The sequence below is a fragment of the Rubrivivax soli genome, assembly GCF_049810355.1.
Lineage (GTDB): Bacteria > Pseudomonadota > Gammaproteobacteria > Burkholderiales > Burkholderiaceae_C > Rubrivivax.
The window spans coordinates 5089376-5114915 of record NZ_CP187368.1; the positions used below are offsets into that span (position 1 = coordinate 5089376).

General features: G+C 60.8%; 28 protein-coding genes. 3 read left to right on the forward strand and 25 right to left on the reverse strand.

Annotated features, from left to right (window positions below; all coding sequences use genetic code 11):
* Window positions 1-283: 283 nt before the first annotated feature.
* From ACPOLB_RS23430 to ACPOLB_RS23515, 18 genes are all read right to left on the reverse strand, one after another.
* The gene (locus ACPOLB_RS23430; protein WP_425258455.1) at window positions 284-802 is read right to left on the reverse strand and encodes a GNAT family N-acetyltransferase; all 519 of its coding nucleotides are present in this window, start codon (window positions 800-802) and stop codon (window positions 284-286) included.
* Between the two features lie 169 nt (window positions 803-971).
* A complete protein-coding gene (locus ACPOLB_RS23435; protein ID WP_425258456.1) occupies window positions 972-2258 on the reverse strand; it encodes an agmatine deiminase family protein in 1287 nt (428 codons plus the stop codon).
* Window positions 2259-2461: 203 nt separating this feature from the next.
* Complete coding sequence (locus ACPOLB_RS23440; protein WP_425258457.1) at window positions 2462-2863, reverse strand: nuclear transport factor 2 family protein; 402 nt, start codon at window positions 2861-2863, stop codon at window positions 2462-2464.
* A gap of 184 nt (window positions 2864-3047) precedes the next feature.
* Entirely contained in the window at window positions 3048-3608 is a 561-nt protein-coding gene (locus tag ACPOLB_RS23445; RefSeq protein WP_425258458.1) for a cold shock domain-containing protein, read from the reverse strand.
* 143 nt (window positions 3609-3751) lie between these two features.
* A complete protein-coding gene (locus ACPOLB_RS23450) occupies window positions 3752-4228 on the reverse strand; it encodes a DM13 domain-containing protein (protein ID WP_425258459.1) in 477 nt (158 codons plus the stop codon).
* Between the two features lie 1186 nt (window positions 4229-5414).
* Window positions 5415-5912 carry a hypothetical protein gene (locus tag ACPOLB_RS23455; RefSeq protein WP_425258461.1) on the reverse strand — a complete coding sequence of 166 codons (498 nt, stop codon included), beginning with the start codon at window positions 5910-5912 and terminating at the stop codon, window positions 5415-5417.
* A 245-nt stretch (window positions 5913-6157) separates the two neighbouring features.
* Entirely contained in the window at window positions 6158-6616 is a 459-nt protein-coding gene (locus tag ACPOLB_RS23460) for a hypothetical protein (protein WP_425258462.1), read from the reverse strand.
* Window positions 6617-6770: 154 nt separating this feature from the next.
* Window positions 6771-7841, reverse strand: a complete 1071-nt coding sequence (locus tag ACPOLB_RS23465; protein ID WP_425258463.1) for a hypothetical protein — start codon at window positions 7839-7841, stop codon at window positions 6771-6773.
* 773 nt (window positions 7842-8614) lie between these two features.
* Window positions 8615-8977, reverse strand: coding sequence for a hypothetical protein (locus ACPOLB_RS23470; protein WP_425258464.1), 363 nt, complete (start codon window positions 8975-8977; stop codon window positions 8615-8617).
* A gap of 153 nt (window positions 8978-9130) precedes the next feature.
* Complete coding sequence (locus tag ACPOLB_RS23475) at window positions 9131-9751, reverse strand: hypothetical protein (RefSeq protein ID WP_425258465.1); 621 nt, start codon at window positions 9749-9751, stop codon at window positions 9131-9133.
* 284 nt (window positions 9752-10035) lie between these two features.
* Window positions 10036-10746 carry a hypothetical protein gene (locus ACPOLB_RS23480; protein ID WP_425258466.1) on the reverse strand — a complete coding sequence of 237 codons (711 nt, stop codon included), beginning with the start codon at window positions 10744-10746 and terminating at the stop codon, window positions 10036-10038.
* A 688-nt stretch (window positions 10747-11434) separates the two neighbouring features.
* Entirely contained in the window at window positions 11435-11815 is a 381-nt protein-coding gene (locus ACPOLB_RS23485; protein WP_425258468.1) for a hypothetical protein, read from the reverse strand.
* A 162-nt stretch (window positions 11816-11977) separates the two neighbouring features.
* The gene (locus ACPOLB_RS23490; protein WP_425258470.1) at window positions 11978-12442 is read right to left on the reverse strand and encodes a hypothetical protein; all 465 of its coding nucleotides are present in this window, start codon (window positions 12440-12442) and stop codon (window positions 11978-11980) included.
* A gap of 157 nt (window positions 12443-12599) precedes the next feature.
* Window positions 12600-13013: a hypothetical protein gene (locus tag ACPOLB_RS23495; protein WP_425258471.1), complete on the reverse strand. Its 414-nt coding sequence runs from the start codon at window positions 13011-13013 to the stop codon at window positions 12600-12602.
* A gap of 135 nt (window positions 13014-13148) precedes the next feature.
* Window positions 13149-13580, reverse strand: a complete 432-nt coding sequence (locus ACPOLB_RS23500; RefSeq protein WP_425258472.1) for a GFA family protein — start codon at window positions 13578-13580, stop codon at window positions 13149-13151.
* Between the two features lie 216 nt (window positions 13581-13796).
* On the reverse strand, window positions 13797-14177 hold the full coding sequence (locus ACPOLB_RS23505) for a hypothetical protein (RefSeq protein WP_425258473.1): 381 nt from the start codon (window positions 14175-14177) through the stop codon (window positions 13797-13799).
* Window positions 14178-14327: 150 nt separating this feature from the next.
* On the reverse strand, window positions 14328-14756 hold the full coding sequence (locus tag ACPOLB_RS23510) for a hypothetical protein (protein ID WP_425258474.1): 429 nt from the start codon (window positions 14754-14756) through the stop codon (window positions 14328-14330).
* 650 nt (window positions 14757-15406) lie between these two features.
* Window positions 15407-15775 carry a hypothetical protein gene (locus ACPOLB_RS23515; protein ID WP_425258475.1) on the reverse strand — a complete coding sequence of 123 codons (369 nt, stop codon included), beginning with the start codon at window positions 15773-15775 and terminating at the stop codon, window positions 15407-15409.
* An 829-nt stretch (window positions 15776-16604) separates the two neighbouring features.
* Between ACPOLB_RS23515 and ACPOLB_RS23520 the strand changes: the two genes are divergently transcribed.
* A complete protein-coding gene (locus ACPOLB_RS23520; protein ID WP_425258476.1) occupies window positions 16605-16862 on the forward strand; it encodes a DUF7352 domain-containing protein in 258 nt (85 codons plus the stop codon).
* 308 nt (window positions 16863-17170) lie between these two features.
* On the forward strand, window positions 17171-17434 hold the full coding sequence (locus tag ACPOLB_RS23525; protein ID WP_425258477.1) for a hypothetical protein: 264 nt from the start codon (window positions 17171-17173) through the stop codon (window positions 17432-17434).
* A 184-nt stretch (window positions 17435-17618) separates the two neighbouring features.
* Here the strand turns inward: ACPOLB_RS23525 and ACPOLB_RS23530 are convergent, their stop codons facing one another.
* Together ACPOLB_RS23530 and ACPOLB_RS23535 are read right to left on the reverse strand one after the other, a co-directional pair.
* The gene (locus ACPOLB_RS23530) at window positions 17619-18089 is read right to left on the reverse strand and encodes an AAC(3)-I family aminoglycoside N-acetyltransferase (RefSeq protein ID WP_425258478.1); all 471 of its coding nucleotides are present in this window, start codon (window positions 18087-18089) and stop codon (window positions 17619-17621) included.
* A gap of 1159 nt (window positions 18090-19248) precedes the next feature.
* Window positions 19249-19734 (reverse strand): hypothetical protein, encoded by a 486-nt coding sequence (locus ACPOLB_RS23535; protein ID WP_425258479.1) that lies wholly within the window; start codon window positions 19732-19734, stop codon window positions 19249-19251.
* Between the two features lie 131 nt (window positions 19735-19865).
* On the opposite strand from ACPOLB_RS23535, the gene ACPOLB_RS23540 reads away from it, so the two are divergent.
* Window positions 19866-20882 (forward strand): IS110 family transposase, encoded by a 1017-nt coding sequence (locus ACPOLB_RS23540; RefSeq protein WP_425258480.1) that lies wholly within the window; start codon window positions 19866-19868, stop codon window positions 20880-20882.
* Window positions 20883-21386: 504 nt separating this feature from the next.
* Here ACPOLB_RS23540 and ACPOLB_RS23545 read toward each other — a convergent pair.
* The 5 genes from ACPOLB_RS23545 to ACPOLB_RS23565 form a co-directional block, all read right to left on the reverse strand.
* A complete protein-coding gene (locus ACPOLB_RS23545) occupies window positions 21387-21728 on the reverse strand; it encodes a TfoX/Sxy family protein (RefSeq protein WP_425258481.1) in 342 nt (113 codons plus the stop codon).
* A gap of 164 nt (window positions 21729-21892) precedes the next feature.
* On the reverse strand, window positions 21893-22300 hold the full coding sequence (locus ACPOLB_RS23550; RefSeq protein ID WP_425258482.1) for a nuclear transport factor 2 family protein: 408 nt from the start codon (window positions 22298-22300) through the stop codon (window positions 21893-21895).
* A gap of 736 nt (window positions 22301-23036) precedes the next feature.
* Window positions 23037-23420, reverse strand: coding sequence for a VOC family protein (locus tag ACPOLB_RS23555; RefSeq protein ID WP_425258483.1), 384 nt, complete (start codon window positions 23418-23420; stop codon window positions 23037-23039).
* An 846-nt stretch (window positions 23421-24266) separates the two neighbouring features.
* Window positions 24267-24695: a class I SAM-dependent methyltransferase gene (locus ACPOLB_RS23560; RefSeq protein ID WP_425258484.1), complete on the reverse strand. Its 429-nt coding sequence runs from the start codon at window positions 24693-24695 to the stop codon at window positions 24267-24269.
* Window positions 24696-24826: 131 nt separating this feature from the next.
* Window positions 24827-25009, reverse strand: coding sequence for a hypothetical protein (locus ACPOLB_RS23565; RefSeq protein ID WP_425258485.1), 183 nt, complete (start codon window positions 25007-25009; stop codon window positions 24827-24829).
* Window positions 25010-25540 lie beyond the last annotated feature (531 nt).

Sequence of the window (25540 nt, forward strand, 5' to 3'; positions counted from 1 at the left end):
TCGGGAGAACTGAATGGAATGCTGGCCTTCGATACTGGCGTGGCGCTACCACTTCCAGTTGGTGACGAGGCGCACGCGGCGAGCAGTAGCAGACTGGCGAGCAGTGACAGGCGCTTCATTGTTGGAATTCCCTCTGCAGACGCGCAAAAGAGGTGACTCGGGGGCCTAACGTTCGAGGTAAGCGGGAGGCGACGGTGTAGCGCTTGGCCCGCGGGGCGGATGATGAAGCACAGCGGCCCGCGGGCCAAGTGCCAAGCCGTTGGCTCTCCGCTTGAGCGAGGGGTTAGACAGCACTCGCGCGCCACTCGTAGACATTGGTCGTTGATCCATCCTCATTGCGCCGCTGCTCGCGTAACACCATGCCCGACTTGACAAGTACGCGCTGCGATGCCAGGTTCTCAACGGCCACTGTGGCGATGATGGCCTGCAGCCCGTGTTGTGACGCCCCATAGGTCAGAAGCGCAGGAATGATTTCGCTGGCCAACCCGCGGCCCCACTCGGATTTCACGAAGGCGTACTTGACCTCGGGTTCGGTCTGTCCGCCGGGGTGAACCAGACCACAGAAACCGATGACGGTGTTTGAGATGTTCTCTACCAAGGCGAACATGCCGTAGCCGCGAGCGGCGTAGTTGGCCTCCGTAACTTGAAGCCATCTCTCGCAGTTCTCCCGGCTGATAGGCCGACCGTCGCCAACCCACCGCATGGCCTCCGGATCCGAATACACCGCGTACAGCGGCTCAATGTCATGAGCTTGCCAGCGCCGACACAGCAGGCGCTCAGTGCTGAACAGAGCCTCGGTCATGGCGTAGTCTTGCCGTGCGGTCGAACGTTCGAGCGAAACTGCCCCCGTAAGTAGGTACTGTAAGCCCGGACTGAGACGATAGTTCGACTGGCTCAGGCCGGGCCTGCAGAGCCTGCTGTAGCGGGTCAGCTTGAGCGAGCGGTTAGGCCCACAGCGTTGCAGAGAACTCTCAATGCTTGCCTGCAGCAGCATACGGTTGGTTACGCGAGTGACAGTGCAAGCCGCCGCCGTCGTAGATCAGCGGAAGCACATCAACTTGGACGATCTTGCGGCTGGGAAAGGCACGCTGCAATGCCGACCGCGCCAGCGCATCTGTCGTTCTCAAACTTTCGGACATACCTGCGCGCCAGAATCTCGCTGTAATGACAATGCCGTTGGCAATGATGAAGTTGAGATATCCACCCGGGAGGTAGAACTCAACTGTGTCTCCGGGTTTGGCGCCTTCAAACCAACTTCGTTCTTCCCTGGACAGGGAGTCATAGGCAACACGTCCGGTCATCGTGTCCGGCACTGGAACCCGGATGATGCGGAACGGTCGACCACGTTCATCTTTGGCTCCAGAGAGAATTCGGAAGTTTTCTTCCATTCGTTCACTGGTCTCCCGAAGGACAGGGTTTGTAGAGATCTGTCGGTCGCTGACGTTTGCGAGAAGGATGGTGCGGGCATCCGCGAAGCGTGCGAAAACGTCAACATGCCCACCGGTTCCAATGCCCCATTTTCCGTCTGGCAGGCGTCCCCAGGCTTCATCCGCGGGCCCCTGCTTGAGCCAGACGACGGTCTTCGCGCCATGTACGCGCTTATGTTCCGCTTCGATCGTATCCAGGCCCAGGCTGGAGTTTCGCGAAAGCTCAACGGCTTCGACGAGCAGAAGTGTTCCTCGGCCATTGACTTGCCGGGCTCCACCCTCACTGATGAGATCGGACTTGACCGTAGGCAATCCCAAGGCGTTGGCGATGTTCCGATCCATTGCTTCGGTGCGGCGGTCCGGATGGTCAAAGCGATAGTCGGCGACCGCCAGACGACCGTTGCGAGCGCGCAAGAAGTAGGGGCCAGGATCCTGGATCGCCCCGAAGGGCTGGGGGTAGTAGAAGAGTTCGACCCGCGTCATGTCTACGCGTTCCGACGCTAGCCGTGCACGCAGGCGTGCCTCGGCTTCGGGTTGCGTCAAGCGATAAGGTCCGAAGTACGAAGCATCCTCAGCCGTGAGATTGCTATACATCAGACGAACTTTCACGTGCGGCGTGATAGCCCTCATGACGCTGAGTGCAACATCCGAAAAGGGCGCGCTCCCCAGACTGCCCTTCTCTATCCAACTGAGCCAGATGTACTCCTGAGGCTCGAACTCCCCTGGTGCCATGTAATCGGCGGAGAAAGTTGATTGAGCAGACGATCGCCCAATCTGAGAGATCGCGCTGAACCCTGCAATCGCAGCCTTCATGAACTGACGCTTGGACATGGGAGCGGTTCCTGAAGTTTGGTTTCGCGCATCCGCAGCGAAAGTTTGTCTTGTGAGGCCTAGGGTTCGAGGTAAGCGGGAGCCGACGGAGAAGCGTCAGGCCCGCGCGATGCAGGATAAACCACCGCGGCGCGCGGGCCTGGTGGCTTGCCGTTGGCTCTCCGCTTGACCGAGGGGGTAGACCCCACTCTACGCACGGACGATCAACGAGCAGGACTCACCGGCGTGATGGAAGAGTGGTGCGTGACGACTCGCCACTTGCCGGACTGGCTAGCAAGCGCGAAGGTGAAGCGAGCCGGAAGGCACTGAAGCTGGCCACCCACCGAGAAGCGCAGCAGGTACGCGCCGGAGACAACGGCGAACCCACCGAACGCCTGCACAGAACTGGACTGCAGCTCGACGGTAGGGCTTGGATGTGACTCAAACGCTCTGTCGAAGTACTCGACAAGTGCTGCGCGCGTGCTGATCAGTTCGCCTGCAAAGGTGCCCCAAAGCACTGCGTCTGAGGCGTAGAGGTCAACTACTACTTCTCGAGCGTTCGCGTTGAAGGCGTTGATCCAGGCTTGGACCGCAGCCAACGGCTCGCCAATGATTTCTGAGGGCATACGACTGAGAACTTGCGGTTGAGGCCGAGATGACTTGCCTGTGGGGCCTAACGTTCGAGCTAAGCGGGAGACAGCAGTGTGGCGTTTGGCCCGCGGGACGGATGATGAAGCACAGCGGCCCGCGGGCCAAGTGCCACGCCGTTGGCTCTCCGCTTGACCGAGGTGTTAGACCTCGCAGGCGGCACTAGTTACACCACTGCTCTTGGCAGGGAATGCCATCGCTGTTTCCGTCCATCTTGGTGCCGGGGCAGTTGTTGATGAACCACTTTGCCTCAGCACATGAAGTCATCTGCGAGCAGTAGACGCGCCCGTCGCAGCTGAACGCCGCTGGGCTTGCTTCTGAGCTGCCTGGCGCCGGTGTCGAAAGCTCGGCTGGCTGAGAAGCCAGGTTCTTCCGGTGCTGCCACCCAGAAAACTGTTTGTAGCCCCACACTCCGCCTGTTCCGAGCAACAAGGCGATGATGAGCAATCCAACCCAACTGGTTTGAGACTTGTGCGTTTCACGTCCGCTCGGTGCTCGCGGCGGCCTTGATCCGACCGCTAAACGCACCACATTCACTGCCTGTGGTTTCCCGTCTCGACCGCGGCCAAGCTCATAGGAAAGGTTTTCGCCGACTGTTGGGCTTGATCCGTCTCGTGCAAATGCACTTGCATGAACGAATATCTCAGCGCCACCGTGTGTTGGTGCAATGAAGCCAAAGCCTCGATCTTCGTTCCAGCTTCTGAGAGTGCCAGTGATGGGCATGGCGAGGTCTAACGTTCGAGGTAAGCGGGAGACAGCGGTGTGGCGCTTGGCCCGCGGGACGGATGATGAAGCACAGCGGCCCGCGGGCCAAGTGCCACGCCGTTGGCTCTCCGCTTGATCGAGGGGTTAGGCCGCACTTCGCGCTACCGGTACTTTGCGGCCGTAATGAACTGACCAAAGGTCTCGCACCAAACGATGACGGCTGAGTACTTCGCGGGCTCGATACCAGCAGGGACTGGCACCACAAAGTTCTCGAAGGTCTTGACATCACCAACTCGGACCATCTGCCTCTTGAGGCGATTGAACTCCGCTTCGGTCTCAACGAATTCTGGCGAAAGGTAGAGCTTGTAGTCTGGGCCTGGCGCTAGCTTTCCTGCCAACGATATGGCGTTGGCAGCAACAGAAACGACACCCTCACCCCAGTGCAAAGCATCACTATCCTTCAGATCCCGCCTGAACTGTGCGGTAAATTGAATCTGAGCCGTAGCTTCCTTGATTTCAACGGCAGTGGGTGCCGGAGGCTCGATAAGTATTGGAAGAGCGTAGATGCCACCCGCAAAGCCTGCGGCACCTACTGCAACATGAGACGCGAGGAGTAGCAGAGTATTGCGAGTGTTCATTTGCACAGGAGAACTGATGTGATGGCCCGTGCGGCCTAACGTTCGAGCTAGGCGAGAGCTGGCGGTGCGGCGCTTGGCCCGCGGGACGGATGATGAAGCACAGCGGCCCGCGGTTCGAGTGCCACGCCGTTGGCTCTCCGCTTGAGCGAGGGGTTAGGCCTAACTGGCGACGCTTCCCCGATGACGCGTGCCCTCATACGCGACAGTTCGCTACTTGACCGCGGCTCTGTGGAATGCCTTCACCTCCGCAGAGCAATGAAGAATGCAAGAGATCGACCGAGAGCACCGCAAGGACGATGAGAACTCCGGCGGGCCAGAACCTTGCTCTGAGCACTTCCAAGGGTCCTGAAGGCAGGGTTGGTATCTCCCGCTTCTGCACAAGCCAGGAGACGTATAGGAACAAAGCGATCACTATGGTGACTTGAAGTGCCGCGGCTGCCAGGAACTGTCCCCATGCAATTGGCTGAGGGGCAGGAACGGTCCAGCGCAAAGCGAAAACATAGGCATCGGCCGCGCCAAGTGCGACGGTAGCCATGATTGAGAGAACTGGGGCAACTCGCTTCACTGCAGGGTGTGGGGTGTGAGGCCTAACGTTCGAGCTAAGCGGGCGTCGACGGCAGGACGCCAGGCCCGGGCTGGTGAAAATGTACCGCGTACCACCATACCGGGCCTGGTGGCCTGCCGTTGGCGCTCCGCTTGAGCGAGGGGTTAGGCCGCACAGGGCACCGGAGAGAAGGACTGGATACTCTGGTGATGCTCACGACCGCTTGTTGCCACTCTGATTTAGTGGCTCCGTTAGTAGCGGCCCTGGGAAAAGGCTTGAATTGCTGCAGACCGGATGCGCCGGGTAACGAGCTTCTCAGCGCCAAGAGCCATCAAGAAGCCGCCTCCCACGCAGGCGATTGCCTCGATGCTCCAGTGCAGCATTGATAGCCCAGTTGCACTGGCGATAACGCCAAGTAGCAGGTACACCCAAAGCAACCAGACTGGTTGAAGTCGGAGATCCTTGAGAAGTAGTTGATCGTGTTTAGAGAGCATACGAGGGCGAATATGGTTCGTTTGTACGGCCTAACGTTCGAGGTAAGCGGGAGCCGGCGGCACGGCGCCAGGCCCGCGCGGTGCAGGATAAACAACCGCGGCGCGCGGGCCTGGTGACTTGCCGTTGGCTCTCCGCTTGACCGAGGGGTTAGGCCTCACCCGCAGAGCTTGGAAGCTCGGCGTGGTACGCCTTGAGGTGATGGAGAAAGCCAACTACGCCTGAGTACAGCGGCAGGATCGTGATCTTGCGTGAGCGGGAGAAGACGACGATAGGAATCAGCGAGTCGTCTTGGACCTCAACCAGGTGTGAGAGAGGAACAACCTGCTGCCACACCAAAGGAATCTGCAGAACCACACGCTTGGGTTCTACCGTGATGCGGAAACTGAACAGCAGTGCGGCCCCGAGGCAGGTGAGTAGCGCGAGGACCAGCAAAGCGTAGAAGGTAAAGGGCGCTCGATCGAACGAAGGCCCGAACCTGTAGGTGACGGCCTCCCAGAGCAGAAGTGCACCCCACGGAACAAGAGCAAGAGCAGGCGCGCGCAACAGTAGTGCGGGATTACCGGCGCGGTCGTGCTCGGCCGGCCTGCGGCCAAGTACAAGCAGACCAATCGAGCAGAAGAAAGCCAGGAGGCCGAGGAGGTTCATCGCGGCACGGGAAGAGCGGGGGACTTGAGCGGGACTATGCCATCGCGCCAGTGGCTGCGCGCGCAGCGATTGCATGGTGAGGAGGCCCCAGGAAGATGCCGCCTGTGAGGCCTAACGTTCGAGGTAAGCGGGCGGCGGCGGCAGGACACCAGGGCCCGGGCTGGCGAAAATGTACTGCGTACCGCCAGGCCGGGCCTGGCGGCCTGTCGTTGGCGCTCCGCTTGAGCGAGGGGTTAGTCCTCACCTCACGGCCAGGGTTTGACTTCCGGCTCTGCTGGCACCGTGAAGGGCGTGCCCATCTCGTAGCCGCCCAAAAGCTTCTTCTTGAACGGGAGATAGAGCGCGACGCACAGACCTTCTCGATGCTCGAAGAGCACCTTGATTGCCTTGGTAGCGCTGCCGCCTTCAGGAGTGACAGTTACGTTCTCTGCTACGCCGACGGCTCGGGCTCTTCCTGTCTCCGCTTGCTTGCGAAGACCTTGGTGCAGCAATGGAAGGGTAGCTGTCGAAGTGCTCCTGCCGGAGCCGTTGCCTTCCACGGCGCCGACCATTGAGTCTTTGCCTTCATCGTTCAGTACGAATCCGTGTGGCAAGAAGTTTCCGTTCTCGCGCAGGAGTCTCTCCGAGAGGTCGAAGAGCGGGTTCGCAACGGCGGCCACATCGTCCTTCAGTTCGGTGTAGAGCTGCCCCGTGGTCTGGGTCATTGGCGACAGAAGTGGGATTCGGTCTGTTTGTGAGGCCTAACGTTCGAGCTAAGCGGGAGACGACGGTGTGGCGCTTGGCCCGCGGGACGGATGATGAAGCACAGCGGCCCGCGGGCCAAGTGCCACGCCGTTGGCTCTCCGCTTGAGCGAGGGGTTAGGCCGCACTTGGAATGCGTAGAGTGCGCGAATATTCTGGTAGCAATTGTGCAGCGGATAGCTCACGTCTGAGGAATATCTGAGATGTATCGTATCTCCCAAGATTGGCGAGCTCAGACGCGATAGCCTTCTTGTTGCTTTCAGAAATTCCCATGGCGGTTCCGTAGACTTGCTTTGAATGCCTAATGGGGCTATCTCTCGCGGCGCCAAACAGTAGCTCGAGATTCAGCTCGTGATACGCGAAGCCAAGAAAGGTGAGTATCTCGGCTTCAAAGACCGCAGACCGAATAGTATTAATCTGACTTTCACTCTCTGAAGTTCCCTCTGTGAAGGTGCGAAGGAGAGTAGAGACTTGAATGAGCGCAGAAGAATGCATGTCGCCACCAAACGGAACCGCCATACCCGAGTTCTGCCACGGCAGACTCCCAACTTTTCCGTAGGGATGAAACACAGTCAGGTTGGTGAGAATATCTGCCGCTCTCGCCGGACTGCATCCATAGTAGTTTTGTATCGAGTGAAAGAGATAGTGCTCCAGCGTTCTGTCGTAGTTAAACGTTATGACCTGCACATGTTTTAGTCTTTCGGGAAGATCCTTCTCCTGCGCATTGAGGGTTAGTAGCTGAAAGAAGGCGTTGAACCATGTGTCCGCAACAACTCCTGCGTTCAGTCTATTGTGGATTCTATCGGGATTGACGTGGAGTTTGCTCGCCCGCTCCGCTTTGAGGATTTCCGATGCGATGGCAAGTTTTCCAACTTCGGCGACTTTAGCATTCGAACGATGCGAATCAATGAAGTTGTCAATGGACGGCGCTTGTGGCATTCCTGTCTTGATAAGCTTTGCTGCGGAGAGATGATCACTTGGGGTGATCTCCGCTCCTCGTCGCTGACTCAGTTGAAGAAGTGCATCGCGAAGTTGATCGTCACCTCCGCCAAGTCGTCGGAAGTCCTCTAGTCTGAATGAAAGGCTTGATTCGATCTTGGCCTTCAACTCGTAGCCAGTAGGCATGCCGACCTCGAAGCTTGCTCCAGCGCCGAGAACAAAGGTGATGAACTTAGAAGTGTTTGTCATTCGCTTTGCATCTCTGCTGGCGGTGCGGTGCGGCGAGGCCGGCCTGTGCGGCCTAACGTTCGAGGTAAGCGGGAGCCGGCGGTGTGGCGCTTGGCCCGCGGGACGGATGATGAAGCACAGCGGCCCGCGGGCCAAGTGCCACGCCGTTGGCTCTCCGCTTGACCGAGGGGTTAGGCCCCGCTGTAGGAATGAGCGCGGCGGGTGACGAACCGAAGGACGGCGATGCCCGAAGGCGACAACGCGGAACCAGCCTACGGCTCCGACCTGTGCTTGGCGAACCAGGCACAGTGCTTCTGGAGAGGACCGAAGCGCGCGCCAGCGCCCCGACAACGAAGGCGTATTGATCACAGCGCCACCGTAGCAACCGGAGGTTGATGCATCAGCGAAGCGGGAAGCGACGAAAGCGACGGCGCGGCACCCCAGCAGGGTATTCAATCACTTGCTACGGCGGCGTCCGGAGCGGGCGCATTGGCACGGGCGAAGCAGTGCCCGTATTCGCCGTGCCGCAGGCTCGGCATGAGTTTGAGGCTGTAGCCGGAGCGCGCCGAAGCAAGCACAGGACTCCCCGCGGGGCCTAACGTTCGAGCTAAGCGGGCGACAACGGGAGGACGCCGGGCCCGGGCTGGCGAGAATGTACCGCGTACCGCCAGACCGGGCCTGGTGGCCTGCCGTTGGCGCTCCGCTTGAGCGAGGGGTTAGGCCTCACCGTGCGCATGTGGCCCGCATGAGCAAAGAGGTGACGGCTAGTGCGAAAGAAGCTGGCTTGCATGATGTCAGTCTTCTTCTGAGTCGGCAGCGAGGTTGCCCAGCTCATGCTGCTCAAACGACCCGTCAGTGTAGATCCATCCGCCACCGCAAAGTGGCGTCCACACCGAGCCTAGCTTTCCCTTCTCTCTGTCATCACAAACGTGCGTCAAGATTCGCGCCGCGGGCTTGCCCTCAACTTCTTCGTGCGACAGTACCTCCCACAGGAAAGTGAGTTCGAAGTCCTCGGGCGGCACCTTCGCGTATGTCACGTTCCTGTTCGAGTTCCCGTCTGCGAGCAACTTCAACGCGGACTCGTATGTCAGGGACCGCGCGAATTCCTCAGTGAAAGAGCTGAGGCGCTTCTTAAGCTCGACGAGTGGGAGCGGCATTCGGGTTGTGAGGCCTAACGTTCGAGGTAAGCGGGAGCCGACGGCGAGGCGCCAGGCCCGGGTTGCGGAGAATTTACCTCGCCGCGGCCCGGGCCTGGTGACTTGCCGTTGGCTCTCCGCTTGACCGAGGGGTTAGGCCGCGCTCAGAGGAGCTTAGCGAAGCGTCTTCATCAGTTGCTCGGACAAGCGCGTGGCCACGAGATCTGTGCCTGAGGCATAGAAGCCCTTGAGTTCGCTCGCGTTGCTGTAGATCGTGCTGATGTCTTTATAGGCGAACTTGGGTTCTGCCTTGATCTCGTTGGGTTTGCCTTCGGAGAGTGCAGTTCCGAACTGCACTTCACCATCGAAGAGGGGGCGCTTGCTGCCCTTTGGGTACAGCAGGGCATAGCCGGCGATTTGCGGGTTAAAGGCTGTTGCCATTGCACCTGAGTGGATGCCGACATAGGTCACGGCGAGTTGCATGACTGCATCGGCAGTGGTGAGAACAGCGAGGATATCGACGTTGTCCGGATAATCTTTGGGTCTTTCGACGCTCTGAAGTACCTCAACTTGAAAGCCAGCTGCTCGCAGGTTTGAAACTACTTTCTCTGTCAGGATATCCCCGAGCTTTGATTCGCCAATATTGGTGGCGGAGTTGATTGTGTTTTCCTTCATCTGTGTGTCATTGCGGTGGGCAACTGCAGTCCACACAGCAAAGCCACTCAAAACGTTCGTGTTCTCAAATGTGATCTTCTGCGGATTCGATGCGGGGACGATTGCGATGGACTTGATCACGGGCTTCGGTCCAGTGTCTTGTGGACCTGTGGCACAGGAAGTCAACAGAAGCGCAGAAGTAACGGGCAGAACGAGTCGTGTGAAGATCTTCAAGATAGCTCCCTTTAGGTTTGCTTGCGGAACAAATTGTGATGAACGAGGGGATGGAGGCTGCGTGGCCTAACGTTCGAGGTAAGCGGGAGGCGACGGCGAGGCGCCAGGCCCGGGCTGCGGAGAATGTAGCGCGCCGCGGCCCGGGCCTGGTGACTTGCCGTCGGCTCTCCGCTTGACCGAGGGGTTAGGCATCACATCACGATAACTGGCGGCAGATTTGCCGCTTCTCGTGCTGCAGCCAAATCTCTGTTTGCACGTTCGAGCCAAGGCATGCGCTGCTCAGGCGTCGTGATCGAATCGAACCAGTCCTTGAGATCAATCATCTGAGTTCTAGCATCGCAGTCACATCGATCAAGCTGCGTAGCGAAAGAGACGACCCACCACCACACAAACAATTCCGCGAAAAGCTCACGAACCATTTCGACGTGTAGTCTGCCGTGCTTGGACAAGAACGCAAGGCGTTGGAAGAAGCCAACAACGACCCAGATGTGGGATGCGCGCTCGTACGGCACCTCTTCCTCAATCTCAAAGTAGCTGCTGTCTGGAAAAAGTCGTACTAATTTGCCCGCACTGGTTCGGGATTGGTAGATTGTTTCACTGTTCCACTCGCGATGTAGTTCAATGACGGTTTGTACTCTCTTCTCGGACTCCTCTCGGTGCTCTCTCTGAGATTCATTAAGTCGCTGAACCGCGATAGCCAAGTAGACAATGACGCCGACGTTCAGTAGTGCAAGCGCTGGATTCAAGAGACCTCCAACGTAGTCACCAAACTGCCCCCACGACTCAGTGGTGCCGGACAAGAATGGTAGATCGCGAAACTGCCATATGTATATCCCAATGACGAGACCTACATAGAGCAGCAGCACTAGACCGGCGACGGTGATGGTTGTACGCGGACGCATGAATCGGCCTGTGATGCCTAACGTTCGAGCTAAGCTGCCCGCGGAGGCAGGCGCTGTAAGCCTGGTTCGCGATGATGCACCATGTGCCGCGGACCAGGCTTACAGCGCCTGCCGTAGCGGGTCAGCTTGAGCGAGGGGTTAGGCCTCACTCGGGTTAACGCTAGTGACGCTGCATGCCTGCCTAAGCGACTTGGCGGCGTGCACTTGTGGGTGCTTTGGCGTGAACTGCTTGGCGGCTGGCTCTCGCTGGAAGCACGAGCTACATGCATGACTTTCCCGTTTGGAAGGCAATGCAGTACGTAAGCGGAGCCAGAAGCACGAACAAGGGCGCTCCAACCCCTACGACTGCGGCCTGAACCCACACGAACACGCTCTTCTGAGCTTGTGACCAGCACACTGCCGCGTACAGGCCGAAGCAGAGCAATCCGATAGCAACGAGACCAAAGAACTCCCGCCCTTCAAGGAAGCCTCCGTTGCTCATGGCTGGCATTGCCGCAAACACCCCGAGCGCTGCCAAAGTCAGGGCGGATAGGACTGCCACGACGGTTCGCATGTGAGGCCTAACGTTCGAGCTAAGCGGGCGACGACGGCAGGACGCCAAGCCCGGGCTGGCGAAAATGTACCGCGTACCGCCGGCCCGGGCTTGGTGGCCTGCCGTTGGCGCTCCGCTTGAGCGAGGGGTTAGGCGTCACTCGCCGAGTGCTCCGGTGGACTTGCTTTGTTCAGGACTGGGGACGTAGACGATACCCCGGAAGACCAGGAGTATTGCGGGAAGACCAACCCCCAGCGCGACAGCGGCCACGACTACTTTGAACGCGAATGCGTCCGAACCCAGACTCGCTGCTGCGGCGCGTTGAATCCAAGAGCCCACTTCGATCGCTGGAAGTGCATATAGCAGGCCAAGAGCGCCACGCCACCTTGCTTCGGTCTTCAGGTCTCGATGGCATTCAACGCATCGGAAGGTCGTCCTGAGTTGTAGAAGCCCGTTGCTTTGCTCGACGTAGCCGCCGCATTTGGGGCACTTCTTGCTGAAGAAGGGCGTCTCGCACTCAGTGACACGGAGGTTCATGGTTTGTGGCGCTGGCGGGTCAGTCGGCCTCTTCTGTGTGACGCCTAACGTTCGAGGTAAGCGGGCGACGGCGGCAGGGCGCCAAGCCCGCGCGATGCAGGATAAACCACAGCAGCGCGCGGGCTTGGCGCCCTGCCGGCGGCGCTCCGCTTGACCGAGGGGTTAGGCCGCACTCCGCGCCCTGACCTTGCCCAGCAACCCTGCAAACAGCGGGAGTTGAAGGAAGTAGGCAGCAAAGAATGCCAGCAGCACCAGGTACCAATGCCCCATGTGAAACGCTGCCTGATCGAACCGGACAGGAAGGTTTGTGGCTTCGACAAGTGCAGCGACCTCACACGCAGAAACAACGGCCGTAAGAAGGCGCGCTGCGGTGCCAGGGCTCTGCGCCAAACCTTTGACTTCTACCGCCTTCTTCTTGCGGCCCTTCAGACGGAACAAGAATCCAAGCGCGAGAACTCCAAGCACCACTCCAACAACAACCTTTCCAAGTACCGCTGCGACAGTGGCGCCTGAGACGGCAAACAGAAAGCCCAGACCCTCCGCTAGTAGTTCCAACTTGTCAATCGCTGCAGACCGAAGCTTTGCGAGCAGAGTGGCTCGTGGCGCAGATTGCTTGACTGACTTCACAGACGCTCCGAGGACATGGGTACCTGCATGTGCGGCCTAACGTTCGAGCTAAGCGGGCGACGACGGGAGGACGCCAGGCCCGGGCTGGCGAAAATGTACCGCGTACCGCCAGACCGGGCCTGGTGGCCTGCCGTTGGCGCTCCGCTTGAGCGAGGGGTTAGGCCGCACCGGTACCGCCGCTGAGGAACCTAGTGTTCTCTTTGGCCGCCCGCGATAGCTGCCGCAGAACTTCGGCTGCGAGAAAGCGAGCTGGTTGCCAAACGGGAAGTGACATGGCCTGCAAGTTGACCTCGCGACCAGCGCCTGAGGGCAGGACCTGGGCATTGACTCCCTCAAGCGCGCCACACAAGGCCTTGATCCACTGTTCCTCCGATTCTTCAAGGTACCCGCGACCGACCAGATACTTCCCACTCTGAACGTCTTCCTTTAGCTCCCAGGCTACGTTGTAGTCGCCCATCAGGCGGCACTGCTCCTCTGGCGAAGATGCCAGCATCTCGAGCGCATTCAAGTAGATGCGAAGAGAGCTGTGAAACTCGTCTTCGTCTTCCGATAGTTCTGCAGCAGTAGCCATGGTGGTTTCTGTGCGGCCTAACGTTCGAGGTAAGCGGGCGACGACGGCAGGACGCCAAGCCCGCGCGATGCAGGATAAACCACAGCAGCGCGGGGGCTTGGTGGCCTGCCGACGGCGCTCCGCTTGACCGAGGGGTTAGGCCGCACTGTTCGGTGCTTGAGGCGGCAGTGGCTGCCCTTCAACACGCGACAGCGCCGGGTCAAGGCATGCCCACGCTGGAGCACTCGCACTCCAGATGTTCGCACTAGGCCGAACTGACGACGCATCGTCCAGCGTTCCAACCCGCACCACCGTGGAACCTGGGCGACCTGTTGAGTCCGCGAACAGTTGCGAACCGCACTGCCCACAGAAGCGGCGAGTGACTTGGTTTCCACTGTCGGAAGTCTTCACGTACTGGCTCACTGTCCCAGTGATTTCGATTGCCGCGCTTGGCACCAAAGCGTTCACCGTTCCGTTCGATGAGATCCGCTGACAGTCCCTGCACCAACACACCCGTGAAACTGCTGGCTCCGCAGTGATTCGATAGCGGACCTGTCCGCACAAGCAGCCGCCAGTTCTCTCTGTCATCGGAGTTCTCTCGTGTGGGTCTCGGGACTTCGCCTGTGCGGCCTAACGTTCGAGCTAAGCGGGAGCCAACGGTGTGGCACTTGGCCCGCGGGACGGATGATGAAGCACAGCGGACCGCGGGCCAAGTGCCACGCCGTTGGCTCTCCGCTTGAGCGAGGGGTTAGGCCTCACGGAGGGTACGGGCCGCGAGAGGTCGTGAGCCTTACAAGGCTGACCTCAGCAAGCTTGGCGTGGCTTGGAAGACCAACCAACAGCGACCACACGAACGGCCCGGTTCCACTGATTTGCAGGCTTGTGCAGAGTGACCTCGACCCAGGACAGGCTGCCGCCGGCGACCACCAGATAGCGGTTGCTCTCGCAGGTGCGGGTGATACCACCGGTAGTGAGGCTCTTTACGCTTGAGCCTACCAACACGATATGGCTCGGAACGCCGATCTTGCGGTGAACGCTTCCAGACGGGTCAACGATAGCCGTCCGAGCCTCCGCGTCGGCTTGAGAAGTGGCGGCTTCAATGGTTAGGACCGCCACAGTCGCTAGTAGCAGCAGTGCGACTGCTGCAAGCAGCCAACGTGTACGGCTGGCGAGGGAGGGATTCACGGCAGGTGATTGGGTGTGAGGCCTAACGTTCGAGGTAAGCGGCCCGCAGCGGCGTGGCGCCTGGGCCGTGTGGACGAGGATAAACCACACGGCCACGCGGCCCAGGCGCCACGCCGTTGCGGGTCCGCTTGACCGAGGGGTTAGGCCTCATTACGCGACAGCAAGCAGATGCTTGATGAGTACGAGTAAGGCCCCAACGGCTGGAATTGCGACGAAGACCATAGCCCAAACGTCCCAGTCTATGCGGGTGATCAGCTTAGCGTTAGCGTGCACAGAGACAGGACCGGGTAGAGAAGCGTCCTGATTGCCGATACGTTGCCCGTAGTACGAGTACACCCAGACTTGCAGTGCGGTTAGCGAGAGCACAGCCAGCCCTTCTTTCCAGTCAAGGATCATCACGCACAGGCAAAGTGCTACGGTTACTACGAGCGCCTGTTTAGTGACGCTGCGAAGCTGAGTCAGCTTCTTGCTCCAGCGCTTCTCTTGTGCCGATGACGACAACAGTGAGCACCTCGGGCAAGGCGCATCGAGTGAGCGCATTTCCGCATTGCAATGCTCGCAGTAGCGGGCTGGATTCATGAGGCCTAACGTTCGAGGTAAGCGGGAGACAGCGGTGTGGCGCTTGGCCCGCGGGACGGATGATGAAGCACAGCGGCCCGCGGGCCAAGTGCCACGCCGTTGGCTCTCCGCTTGACCGAGGGGTTAGGCCCCGCTGTAGGAATGAGCGCGGCGGGTGACGAACCTAAGGACTGTGATGTCCGAAGTCGGCAGGACCGAACCAGCCTACGGCGACCGACTTGTGCCGAATGAACCAAGCAACGAGGCTCTGGAGATGACCGAAGCGCGAGGCAACAGGCGGGCAACGACGGCGTATTGATCACAGCGCCACCGTGGTAGCCGAAGGCCGATGCATCAGCGAAGCGGGAAGCGACGACAGCGAAGGCGTAGCACCTAAGCAGGGTATTCAATCACTTGCTACGGCGGCGTCCGGAGCGCGCGCATTGGCACGGGCGAAGCCGGTGCCCGTATTCGCCGTGCCGCAGGCTCGGCGTGAAGTCGAAGCTGCGGCCGGAGCGCGCCGAAGCAAGCACAGGGCTCCCCGCGGGGCCTAACGTTCGAGCTAAGCGGGCGACAACGGCAGGACGCCAGGCCCGGGCTGGCGAAAATGTACCGCGTACCGCCAGACCGGGCCTGGTGGCCTGCCGTTGGCGCTCCGCTTGAGCGAGGGGTTAGGCCGCACCGCGCGGTTTCACCTTGTTCGACCACTCAGGAAAGACGTTGGACAGGATGTCGACGAGCGCCTCTCTGGTTCGCGCGTCAACGCGCTCCAACATGACCTCGACATGCTCCAGTTCAGATTCTGAGGGGAGCAACGCTTCCGCGATCCACTGGTGAACATGATCGGGAGTTGCACGGTCGTGCGACATGTGAACGAGTCGATCAATGTCTTCGGGCCGTCGACGTGCCCCGAGCGCATCGATACCTTGGGCAACATCGTCGTGGTTAGCGTGTGGGTCGGAAAGACGTTCGATTGCAAGAGCGAGGCGCTCCGATTCGCTGGGGTCGCCGAATGGGCCGCTGCCAACGAGCGTCTTCAATTTTCGGAGTATCGAGGGCATTTGTGCGGCCTAACGTTCGAGGTAAGCGGGAGGCGACGGCGAGGCGCCAGGCCCGGGCTGCGGAGAATATAGCGCGCCGCGGACCGGGCCTGGTGACTTGCCGTTGGCTCTCCGCTTGACCGACTGGTTAGGCACCGGCGTGAGGCCAGCTACTGCGCTAGCCTTAGAAGCTCCACCACGACCCCAAAGCTACGGCGGCTCAAACAGCTGCGCGAGTGCCAAACAAGCTCGCGAGGCGTGGAGAGCGCGGTTGCTTGCAACGGCGCCCGCGCCAGAGCGCAAGGGCAAGAGGCTCTGCGCGCCAGCGCAGTGCCGGCCCCGGAGCGAGCGCATTTGCTTTGAAACTGCGCGGATGCCAGCCAAGACGACACCCAACCGACCTCAGCTGCGGCTGGAACCGTAGCGATGAGACCGAGCACGGCAAGCGCCAACGACTAGGACTGGTTGCTGACAGGTACGGGGTGGTTCGCGAAGCACGGACGTATTCGCTGCGCACGCGCTCCGAAACTGGCGGCCTCCGGTGCCTAACGTTCGAGGTGAGGCGGGACCGACGGCAAGGTACCAGGCCCGGCCGGAAGGATGATAAACCTCACCTGCAGGCCGGGCCTGGTGGCTTGCCGTTGGGCCTCGCCTCGACCGAGGGGTTAGGCGTCACTGCCGCCTGTTCCCGCGTGACCTTCCGGCGGCCTCTGCAATCGACTCGACGAACTGCTTGGCAGCGAGACATTTTCCATGAAACCTGCGTACGCTTGCTCGTCTTTGCCTGTGTCGATGGAATCATGTGCTTTGGCTACTGGAGAGGACCTTGATGATCTGGAAGTTCCGGCTGCGGCACGGTACCGGAGAGCAAAGTGTTGAGATGCCTGCGGGTTCGCGCCTACTTACTGTGCAAGAGCAGGATGGCCTGCCCACCTTGTGGGCGATTTGTGATGAGGGTGCTGCAAGCGTTCGTCGAAAGCTGTGGGCTTACGGCACCGGTGACGCAATGGTTCGCACTTGGCCGTACATAGCGACGTTTCAGTCTGGGCGAAGCGTAGTGCACTACTTCGATCTGGGAGAGACCTGAGTCTCCAGATTGCACGTCGGCGAAGGTTAGTGGTGACGCCTAACGTTCGAGCTAAGCTGCCCGCGGAGGAAGGCTTTGTAAGCCCGGACTGAGACGATAGTACGACTGGCTCAGGCCGGGCTTACAAAGCCTGCCGTAGCGGGTCAGCTTGAGCGAGGGGTTAGGCTTCACCGCGGTTCCAGGAAGATGGTGTCTTTCCCGCTCGTAGAAGAACTGCGCCGAACCCTGAAAACGGACCTCTCGCGGGGGTGGCCCCCGTCAGTGAACTCAAAGTCAAAAATTCCGTTCTCGACCGCGTGGAGCTCGACATGGGTGAGCTGTCCGTTCAAGCCAAAGATCATGAACATGTGGTCATCGGGAGCTCGCTCGATGCGGATTATTCGGCCACATGTGTTGCGGCCGGCGCCGATGAATTTGCAGACCTCTTCGCGGGTAGTACCGGGCTTGAATGCGTAGAAGTACGCCCAGCCGAAGGTGGTCAACTTGCTGAGGTCAACCTCTTGAACACGATCGGCGTGGATAGCTTGGCCAATTCGCTGGCTGATCATGCCCGTGCCGTTACGCGTTTCTGAACAGCCTGTGACGGCAAGTGCAAGCAGCAGAATGGCGATGGGCAACCGTGGCATGGAATGTGAAGCCTAACGTTCGAGGTAAGCGGGAGCCAGCGGCGAGGCGCCAGGCCCGGGCTGCGGAGAATGTAGCGCGCCGCGGCCCGGGCCTGGTGACTTGCCGTTGGCTCTCCGCTTGACCGAGGGGTTAGGCCGCACCGTTGGCAGGAGGAATGTCAAAGTGCATGACGTCCTCTCGTGTACCTAGCTTCGTATACAGCTCGACTGCCGGGTCGTCGCCGTAGTCGGCCTGAACAAAGATGACGTAGATGCCACGCTCGGCAGCCACACCTTGCAGGCACTGAAAGAGCGCTGTGGCTACACCTTGGCGCCTGAAGCTCTCCGCGACTGCCAGATCGTAGATGTAGAACTCGCTTCGCTCTTGCTCGAACTTCGGCAGTATGTAGCCAGCCAAGCCACCCACAACCTGACCGTGGTAAATCGTGGCGACGGCCAGAAACGTCTCGCTGGCCAGAAGCTTGGAAAGATAGGCCTCGCTCGGCGGCTTGTGAGAGTACGACTCAGGGTCTTGAAACGCGTCGCCGAACATCTTCAACATGCCACGTAGAAGAGACACATCCGTCGGTGCCAAGACTTGCGTGCGCAGCGAGGGTTCCATATGCAGAGCGTGTTGGAAGAATGTGTCCTGTGCGGCCTAACGTTCGAGGTAAGCGGGAGCCGACGGTGTGGCGCTTGGCCCGCGGGACGGATGATGAAGCACAGCGGCCCGCGGGCCAAGCGCCGCGCCGTTGGCTCTCCGCTTGACCGAGGGGTTAGGCACCGCTTTTGGCAGTGACCGGAGACCGTGTTCAGTACTGAAACTGGGCTGCTGGTAAACCCGAGCAACTTCAGAGCTACGACTGCCCGGCCGCGCCGACAGAAACGGCTGCGACAAAACGCACGCAGAAGTGCGAGAGGCATACCGCAACGGCGATTGCTCTCCGACGCACTCGCCGCCGGCCCGGCCCAACCAAGGAGCGGAATCTTCAATCACTGGGCGTGAAGGCGTCCGGAGCGCGCGCATTCGGTCATCGGAGTTGAAATCACAAGCGCGACACGGCGGGAAGACGGGGTATTCAGCGCGGGACTGCAGGCCATCACGCAGAAGAGCGCGAAGGGCTCGCCGCGGTGCCTAACGTTCGAGGTAAGCGGGAGCCAGCGGTGTGGTGCTTGGCCCGCGGGACGGATGATGAAGCACAGCGGCCCGCGGGCCAAGTGCCACGCCGTTGGCTCTCCGCTTGACCGAGGGGTTAGGCCCCGCTGCTGGCGGGGGCACCGTGGGCGACGAGCCCAAGTGACTGCGATGCTCGAAGGCGGCAAGACCGAACCAAGCTACGGCGACCGACTTGTGCCTGGCGAGCCAGGGACAGAATTCTTGGACGCGACCGAAGCGCAATCCGGCTGCCCGATAACGCAGGCGTATTGATCACAGCGCCACCGTGGTAGCCGAATGCCGATGCATCAGCGAAGCAGGAAGCGACGACAGCGACTGCGCTGCACCCCAGCAAGGTATTCAATCACTTGCTACGGCGGCGTCCGGAGCGCGCGCATTGGCACTGGCGAAGCCGGTGCCCGGATTCGCCGTGCCGCAGGCTCGGCGTGACTTCAAGACTGTGGCCGGAGCGCGCCGCAGCGAGCACAGCGCTCCCTGCGGGGCCTAACGTTGGAGGTAAGCGGGCGACGACGGTAGGGCACTGCGCCCCGGACGGTGAAAATGTACCGCGTACCACCGGCCGGGGCGCGGTGCCCTGCCGCTGGCGCTCCGCTTGACCGACGGGTTAGGCGTCGCTCTTCGCCGTCTCGTAGGACGCCACGAATTCTTTGGCCCATGCAACCCACTCATCGTGTGTGGACTCCAGTACGCGTTGGTAGTCGAGTTTGTTCCTTACTCCTCGGACCCCGACCAGTCTGATCCAGGCCAGGGCGCGAATCACGATACCGGCTGCTTTGTCGTGTCTCGTTGCTGAAGCCAGGCGCTTTGCATAGCGATAGGTCCGGTCGTCGTCCTTGCTTTCTGCGCTGATGGCGGCGAGCACGACCAACGCGGGGAACGCCATGCCATCAGTTCGTTCTGCCCGCTCGGCTAAGCGTTGGGCAACTTCATTCTTCCTGTGCAACCATGCCTTGTGTGCCGCTAATACTTGCGCCCCTTCGTTCTCCGGGTTCTCGTCGGCGAAACGAATCAGCTGCGCAAGATGGTCTTCCGAAGTCGCGTCCTCGGGTGAGCCGCGTGCGACATGGAAGAGCTGCAGAAGAGTAGCCATGGGTGTGTTTGCGACGCCTAACGAATGAAAGGGACTTCCCCGTCCCGAGCCAGCCGCGAAGCGGCGACCGGCAACAAAGTGTCACGATGGGAAGTGCGAAGTCTCATCAACTCACTCGGAAGGGGAAGTCCATGGCAATCGTATTCGTCGGCATTGATCTCGCCAAGAATGTTTTTGCGGTTCACGGCGTCAATGAAGCGGGCAAGGCGGAGCTGGTACGGCCGAACGTGCCGCGCGGCAAGCTCGGGGAGTTGATCGCCAGGCTGCCGCCGTGCACGATCGGGATGGAGGCGTGCAGCGGCGCGCACCACTGGGCCCGGCAGTTCCAGGCCCACGGCCACACCGTCAGGCTGATGGCGCCGAAGTTCGTTGTGCCGTACCGGCTGTCGGGCAAGCATGGCAAGAACGATGCGGCCGATGCGGCGGCGATCTGCGAGGCGGTGCAGAGGCCGAACATGCGCTTCGTTCCGCTCAAGAGTGCCGAGCAGCAAGGCCGGCTGATGGTGCACCGGGCGCGCCAGGGGTTCGTCGAGCAGCGCACGGCCACCTTCAACCGCATCCGCGGGTTGCTCAGCGAGGTGGGGATCGTGCTGCCGCTGAAGGCGGCGACGGTTCGCAAGCAGGTGGCCGGGCTGCTGGAGGACCTGCCCGGCTGGGTGAACACCGTGATCGGCGATCTGCTCAGCGAGGTGCACCGCCTGGACGAGCGCATCGAGATTTACGACCGGTACGTCGCCGAGATGGCACGGCAGGATCACCAGGCGCAGCGACTGATGCGGCTGCGAGGCATCGGCGAGACGACGGCCACGGCGCTGGTGGCGATGGTGGGCAACGGCCGCGACTTCCAGAACGGTCGGCAGCTCAGCGCGTGGATCGGTCTGGTGCCCGGGCAGTACAGCTCAGGCGGCAAGACACGGCTGGGTCGGATCACCAAGGCGGGCGACACGTACCTGCGCAGCCTGCTGATCATGGGAGCGCGTGCGGTGCTGAACGCGGCCAAGGACAAGGCCGACTGCGTCAGCCGCTGGGCGGTGGCGCTGGCCGAGCGTGCAGGCTACTGGAAGGCGGTGGTGGCGATCGCGGCGAAGAACGCGCGGATGGCCTGGGCGGTGCTGCGCCAGGGCGAGCAATTCGTGATGCCGGCCTGAAGCCGGCGTGAGGTAAAGCCACAACCACCGGGGGAGCCGCCACCCGAGAACGAACACCGCCGCGTGACGGCCAGCGTTGATGCGTCAAGGTTGGACCTGTACGGGGAGTGCCTGATTAGCTCGTGGAGGCGATCGAAGGGTCGACCTCGGCTAACGAATGAGGTCCCCGTGCGCGTCTTGCATCAGGGTCTGCAGCGAAGAAGCTGCGTAGATGACCGCTTGTAGTTCTTCCAGTCCGCACCCTTGGCAAGCATTGACGTCGGCACCGGCAAGTGGGACGGCCATCGTGACAGTCAACTTCCGTGATGAGTCGCTGCGCGACTCGATCACGGCCGCTGCATGCTTGACTTGTGGGGAAGCCCTTGTAGTTCGAGGTAAGCGGGAGACGACGGTGTGGCGCTTGGCCCGCGGGACGGATGATGAAGCACAGCGGCCCGCGGGCCAAGCGCCACGCCGTTGGCTCTCCGCTTGACCGAGGGGTTAGGCCGCACCTTTCGACTTGCCTCACAAGCGAGAACTGACAGTTCTCTTCTTCAAGGGTGTCTTCGGCTTCGGTTTCGGCTTGGGCGGCGGCAAGGTCGATTCCGTGACTTCAAATGCCCTGCGCAAGAGCTCAGGGTTCTCAAGTTCCTCTTGCAGTAAGAAGTAGTTCTTGGATCCCGGGTAGGCTGGAGCTTCTTCGGGCGACCCAAGCAAGGTACGACCTGCGTCCGTCGGCTTTAGGAAGAGCTTGTTGTCGCAAACGAAAGCCACCACCTTGGAGTTCAGATAGAGCGCGAACTCACCAAACATGCGCTTGTAGGCAAGCCGCGTTCCAAGTCCGCTCTGATCGGCGATGAAGTGCACGGTCTTAAGGTCGGACGCCATAGGATGAGTGTGTTGCCTGTGCGGCCTAACGTTCGAGGTAAGCGGGAGCCGACGGCGAGGCGCCAGGCCCGGGCTGCGGAGAATGTAGCGCGCCGCAGGCCGGGCCTGGTGACTTGCCGTTGGCTCTCCGCTTGACCGAGGGGTTAGGCAGCGCCTTTTGGTAACCGAAGCTCGACCAAGTGCTTCCGATTGGCAGCTGGCTCGAAAGGGTCGGGCCAGTACTCGACGATGGACTGAATCTTGCCGCCGCTGAGTTGGAAGAAAGAGATGGCCTCGCCAGACTGCTTTCCATCGGTGACCTCGACATGCGTGACGACCTCAGGGCCTTCAGCGACCAGCCTTCGAAGCGCGAAGCTCCAGACTCCTTCGGTCGGATACTCAGCATTCACAACAGCGAAGTTCTCCGGTCCGACGATACGTTCACCGGATTGAGGCCAATCGAGGACGAAGTCATCAGCAAGCACCGCTTTGACCGAATGGAAGTCGTTCGTGGCCATCAGGCGCCAGAACTCAAGCACAACAGAGGCTGAGGCTTCGAGGTCGGAAGGCATGTCGGAGAAGAGGTGGCTTGCGCTGCCTAACGTTCGAGCTAAGCGGGAGGCGACGGTGTGGCACTTGGCCCGCGGGATGGATGATGGACCACAGCGGCCCGCGGGCCAAGTGCCACGCCGTTGGCTCTCCGCTTGAGCGAGGGGTTAGGCCTCACTGGCGACGTTTCCCCGGTGACGCGTGCCCTCATACGCGACAGTTCGCTACTTGACCGCGGCTCTGTGGAATGCCTTCACCTCCGCAGAGCAATGAAGAATGCAAGAGATCGACCGAGAGCACCGCAAGGACGATGAGAACTCCGGCGGGCCAGAACCTTGCTCTGAGCACTTCCAAGGGTCCTGAAGGCAGGGTTGGTATCTCCCGCTTCTGCACAAGCCAGGAGACGTATAGGAGCAAAGCGATCACTACGGTGACTTGAAGTGCCGCGGCTGCCAGGAACTGTCCCCATGCTATTGGCTGAGGGGCAGGTACGGTCCAGCGTAAAGCGAAAACATAGGCATCGGCCGCGCCAAATGCGACGGTAGCCATGATTGAGAGAACTGGGGCAACTCGCTTCACTGCAGGGTGTGGGGTGTGAGGCCTAACGTTCGAGGTAAGCGGGAGACGACGGTGTGGCGCTTGGCCCGCGGGGCGGATGATGAAGCACAGCGGCCCGCGGGACAAGCGCCACGCCGTTGGCTCTCCGCTTGACCGAGGGGTTAGGCCGCGTTGGTGGTGTACTGGTTAACCGCTTCGGAGTCACTGGCCCTCGGGCGGTTGCCAGAGCTCAAGCTTGTTGCCTTCTGGGTCCATGACCCAGCCGAACTTGCCATACGCGGACTCCTCAACCTTCTCGTCTACGGCGCAACCTTCTTCGCGCAGCCTGGCGAGGACACCGTGCAGATCTTCGACCCGATAGTTGATCATGAAGCTTGAGGTGCTCGGGGTGAAGTACGTCGTGTCATCCTTGAATGGGCTCCAGATCGTGGTTCCCTTGGCGTCCGGGTTGTCTTCTATCCACCGGAAGGCGACACCTCCCCAATCTTCGACGTTCATACCGAGGTGAGTTCGGTACCACTCGCCCAGGGCCTTGGGATCCTTGGCCTTGAAGAACACACCACCGATTCCAGTGACACGACGCATGTGCGCCTCCGAGGGCATTGAAGCGTGGAGAGAGGTCGCTTGCGCGGCCTAACGTTCGAGCTAAGCGGGAGCCGACGGTGTGGCGCTTGGCCCGCGGGACGGATGATGAAGCACAGCGGCCCGCGGGCCAAGCGCCACGCCGTTGGCTCTCCGCTTGAGCGAGGGGTTAGGCCGCACTTTGCGCGCAGGTGAAGACAAGCAAGTCTTCCGGCTGCCAGACGTGACCCGGCCAAGACGTATAGCCTCTCAGCCACAACCTGCCCTCGATTCGGCGTAAATAGAAGCCCTTCGGAACCGCGTCATCGTCACACAGCGGCGGCGAGACGATCGTGATGGAACCCGGTGGAGCCCTGTGCCGCGTATGTGGGGAACCTACCGCACCCTCGTCTTGATTGACCAGGGCCAGTCTCAAGTGCGGTGCCAACTCCAGCGGACACTGAGATAGCCCTCGCTCCGCTGCTGAGGCCAGGATCACGGACATGACTCCTCCGTGCCTGAGGTCAAGATCGGCTACGCTGACCTGACGAACTTGAATCAAGCGCGGGTGCAATTCAGTAGCGAACCTCTGGTCGGCGAACAGTTGGTGGCCCGCAGAGTTGATCTCAACCTGCGCTTGGGCAAGAAGTGCGAGGAGTTCCATCCTACTGTCGCCGCCAATGCGTACTGTACTGAAAGGCAGGGAAGACTCTGGGAGCTCCATGAGGGCGGAAGCGTGATGCCTGTGCGGCCTAACGTTCGAGGTAAGCGGGAGCCGGCGGCGAGGCGCCAAGCCCGGGCTGCGGAGAATGTAGCGCGCCGCGGCCCGGGCTTGGTGGCTTGCCGTTGGCTCTCCGCTTGACCGAGGGGTTAGGCCGCACTGAGGACACGAAGAGGCGCCCCACCGTCCACAAAGATCCTACCCTGCGGGCTAAGACAAGCGGCGAGCCGTGACAAGGCGATGGCTTCTAGTTCTGGGTGCCGACCGTCGAGGGCGCCTACTCTCAAGGCGAATGCCAAGTCATAGCGCCTTTCGCCGGGTTGAAGCTCCAACTCCTCGACGGCAACGTGGCGGAAGGAAAGCCTTCCTGCTTTCACTTGCGCTAATGATCCGGCAACCGCTTGTTGAACTGCTTTCACGGAACGATCAATTCCAAGCACGTAGGCGGTTGGCCAGCGACGATTGATCTCTCTTGCAGCTACACCTGGGCCGCTGCCTACTTCTATGACACGGATGCCCGGATACAGAGGCAGCGCATCAACTGCCTCAAGGATTCGCTTCGACACGGGCGACGGCATGGGCGTGTGCGGCCTAACGTTCGAGCTAAGCGGGAGACGACGGCGGGACGCCGGGCCCGGGCTGCGGAGAATGTAGCGCGCCGCGGCCCGGGCCCGGTGGCCTGCCGTTGGCTCTCCGCTTGAGCGAGGGGTTAGGCCTCACTCGGGTTACTCCACCTCACCTCGATTGCCTTGAGGTTGGCGATGTTTCCCTCGTCTTCCGGGCCCCAGTAGCTTTGCTTCACAACCGAACGTGCAACCTCAATCACGGTTTGCGCTTGCCGCATGTTGAAGGAAGTGGCTGGCGGATCATTGGCGAGGTTGATCAGCAGCATGGTCGCAGCGTCGCCGCTTGGATTGGCGAGTGCGGCGCGGAGCCACACGGGCAAATATGCGTTGTACGCTTCCTCGGTAAGGAGAGGCAAAGAGCCTGAGAACTCTTCGGCAAACGCGTCGGGAACCTCCGTCCATGTACGGCCTGACAGAGCTGAGCGGATAGCCTCGCACTCCTCACACTGGTGCGGGGCGATATCTCCATGCACGACTCTCGCTGAAAACGCGAGGCTCAAGTCAAGGGCGAACCCAGAGGCGCTGGACATGCGAAAGTGCGTGACTGTGAGGCCTAACGTTCGAGCTAAGCGGGAGACGACGGTGTGGCGCTTGGCCCGCGGGACGGATGATGAAGCACAGCGGCCCGCGGGCCAAGTGCCACGCCGTTGGCTCTCCGCTTGACCGAGGGGTTAGGCACCGGCTTTCGGCCCCAGTTTCCGTGCAGGCGGCCTGCGTGCCACCAGAAACCCAGACCTACGGCTGCTGGAAGCGCTTGTTGGACTGCCACGTCAGCTCCCGAAGCGCGGCGGCGCGGT

Excerpts from the sequence above, each read along its gene's own strand:
- ACPOLB_RS23430 (WP_425258455.1), bottom strand. The coding sequence starts at position 802 with ATGACCGAGGCTCTGTTCAGCACTGAGCGCCTGCTGTGTCGGCGCTGG.
- ACPOLB_RS23435 (WP_425258456.1), bottom strand. The coding sequence starts at position 2,258 with ATGTCCAAGCGTCAGTTCATGAAGGCTGCGATTGCAGGGTTCAGCGCG.
- ACPOLB_RS23440 (WP_425258457.1), bottom strand. The coding sequence starts at position 2,863 with ATGCCCTCAGAAATCATTGGCGAGCCGTTGGCTGCGGTCCAAGCCTGG.
- ACPOLB_RS23445 (WP_425258458.1), bottom strand. The coding sequence starts at position 3,608 with ATGCCCATCACTGGCACTCTCAGAAGCTGGAACGAAGATCGAGGCTTT.
- ACPOLB_RS23450 (WP_425258459.1), bottom strand. The coding sequence starts at position 4,228 with ATGAACACTCGCAATACTCTGCTACTCCTCGCGTCTCATGTTGCAGTA.
- ACPOLB_RS23455 (WP_425258461.1), bottom strand. The coding sequence starts at position 5,912 with ATGAACCTCCTCGGCCTCCTGGCTTTCTTCTGCTCGATTGGTCTGCTT.
- ACPOLB_RS23460 (WP_425258462.1), bottom strand. The coding sequence starts at position 6,616 with ATGACCCAGACCACGGGGCAGCTCTACACCGAACTGAAGGACGATGTG.
- ACPOLB_RS23465 (WP_425258463.1), bottom strand. The coding sequence starts at position 7,841 with ATGACAAACACTTCTAAGTTCATCACCTTTGTTCTCGGCGCTGGAGCA.
- ACPOLB_RS23470 (WP_425258464.1), bottom strand. The coding sequence starts at position 8,977 with ATGCCGCTCCCACTCGTCGAGCTTAAGAAGCGCCTCAGCTCTTTCACT.
- ACPOLB_RS23480 (WP_425258466.1), bottom strand. The coding sequence starts at position 10,746 with ATGCGTCCGCGTACAACCATCACCGTCGCCGGTCTAGTGCTGCTGCTC.
- ACPOLB_RS23485 (WP_425258468.1), bottom strand. The coding sequence starts at position 11,815 with ATGAACCTCCGTGTCACTGAGTGCGAGACGCCCTTCTTCAGCAAGAAG.
- ACPOLB_RS23495 (WP_425258471.1), bottom strand. The coding sequence starts at position 13,013 with ATGGCTACTGCTGCAGAACTATCGGAAGACGAAGACGAGTTTCACAGC.
- ACPOLB_RS23500 (WP_425258472.1), bottom strand. The coding sequence starts at position 13,580 with ATGACAGAGAGAACTGGCGGCTGCTTGTGCGGACAGGTCCGCTATCGA.
- ACPOLB_RS23510 (WP_425258474.1), bottom strand. The coding sequence starts at position 14,756 with ATGAATCCAGCCCGCTACTGCGAGCATTGCAATGCGGAAATGCGCTCA.
- ACPOLB_RS23520 (WP_425258476.1), top strand. The coding sequence starts at position 16,605 with ATGATCTGGAAGTTCCGGCTGCGGCACGGTACCGGAGAGCAAAGTGTT.
- ACPOLB_RS23525 (WP_425258477.1), top strand. The coding sequence starts at position 17,171 with ATGGGTGAGCTGTCCGTTCAAGCCAAAGATCATGAACATGTGGTCATC.
- ACPOLB_RS23530 (WP_425258478.1), bottom strand. The coding sequence starts at position 18,089 with ATGGAACCCTCGCTGCGCACGCAAGTCTTGGCACCGACGGATGTGTCT.
- ACPOLB_RS23535 (WP_425258479.1), bottom strand. The coding sequence starts at position 19,734 with ATGGCTACTCTTCTGCAGCTCTTCCATGTCGCACGCGGCTCACCCGAG.
- ACPOLB_RS23540 (WP_425258480.1), top strand. The coding sequence starts at position 19,866 with ATGGCAATCGTATTCGTCGGCATTGATCTCGCCAAGAATGTTTTTGCG.
- ACPOLB_RS23550 (WP_425258482.1), bottom strand. The coding sequence starts at position 22,300 with ATGCCTTCCGACCTCGAAGCCTCAGCCTCTGTTGTGCTTGAGTTCTGG.
- ACPOLB_RS23555 (WP_425258483.1), bottom strand. The coding sequence starts at position 23,420 with ATGCGTCGTGTCACTGGAATCGGTGGTGTGTTCTTCAAGGCCAAGGAT.
- ACPOLB_RS23560 (WP_425258484.1), bottom strand. The coding sequence starts at position 24,695 with ATGCCGTCGCCCGTGTCGAAGCGAATCCTTGAGGCAGTTGATGCGCTG.
- ACPOLB_RS23565 (WP_425258485.1), bottom strand. The coding sequence starts at position 25,009 with ATGCTGCTGATCAACCTCGCCAATGATCCGCCAGCCACTTCCTTCAAC.